The sequence below is a fragment of the Streptomyces prasinopilosus genome (assembly GCF_001419695.1).
Classification (GTDB): Bacteria; Actinomycetota; Actinomycetes; order Streptomycetales; family Streptomycetaceae; genus Streptomyces; species Streptomyces prasinopilosus.
Window position 1 is genome coordinate 1 of record NZ_LIRG01001043.1, and the last position, 1,092, is coordinate 1,092.

The 1,092-nt window shown below is 77.4% G+C and carries 1 protein-coding gene; it reads left to right on the forward strand.

Annotated elements, in window-relative coordinates:
• Positions 1-109 precede the first annotated feature (109 nt).
• Positions 110-1,092, forward strand: a 983-nt coding sequence (locus AOK18_RS29975) for a lytic transglycosylase domain-containing protein (RefSeq protein WP_055696333.1), incomplete at its 3' end; no start/stop codon positions are given.

Genomic DNA, 1,092 nt, shown 5'->3' on the forward strand with positions numbered 1-1,092 from the left:
GCGCCCCACCGCACGGCCGCCCCGCCGCACGGCCGCCCCGCGACCGACCTCATGCCCGACCGCCCGCACGGCACCGCCCGTACCCCCGCATCCGACAGGAGTGACCGTCATGTCCGCACACCGCGCACGCGCACGACGCCGGCGTCCCGGCCGGGCCCGCAGGAGACTGCGGACGACCGCCCTCGCGGTGACGGCCGTGGCGGCCCTCACCGCCTCCCAGGCGCCCGGCCTCGCCCGGGACACGAAGGACGCCCACGCCGCCCCCGCGGCCGGCGACGACGGGAGGCCGACGGCGGCGGGCTTACCGTACGCCGGGCCCGTGCCCCCGGGCGACGGCTCCTACCACACCGAGATCCCGCCCCTGAGGGTGCGGGACGGTGGTCCGGCGACCCCGGCGCTCGTCCGCGACCTCCGGTCCCAGTCCGGCATCCCGGCCACCGTGCTGCGTGCCTACCGGGCCGCCGAGACCTCCGTCGGCAGGACGGACCCCGGCTGCCGGCTGCCCTGGGAACTGCTCGCGGCGATCGGCAAGGTCGAGTCCGGCCAGGCGCGCGGCGGAGCGGTCGACGAGGACGGCACCACGCGGGGCCGCATCACCGGCCCGCCGCTCGACGGCCGGGGGTTCGCCCTGATCCGGGACACGGACGGGGGCGCCCACGACGGTGACACGGTCTACGACCGCGCGGTGGGACCGATGCAGTTCCTGCCGTCCACCTGGGCCCACTGGGGCGCGGACGGCAACGGCGACGGCCGTTCGGACCCGAACAACATCTTCGACGCGGCCCTGGCGGCCGGACACTACCTGTGCGCGGGCGACCGGGACCTGGGCCGGGCCGCGGACCTGGACCGGGCGATCCTCAGCTACAACCACTCGCGCGCCTACCTGAGACTGGTCAGGTACTGGCTGGAGTTCTACAGCCGGGGGATCCACACCGTCCCCGACGGCAGGGGCGTCATCCCGAAGAGCCCCGGCGCGGGCGGCGACACCCCGGCCACCGAGCCCGTCGACACCGGGCGGGGGGAGGACGACGGCGTCGTCGTCGGCCCGGACCCGAGCGGCCCCGCCACCCCGACGAAGCGCCCGTCCGCGTC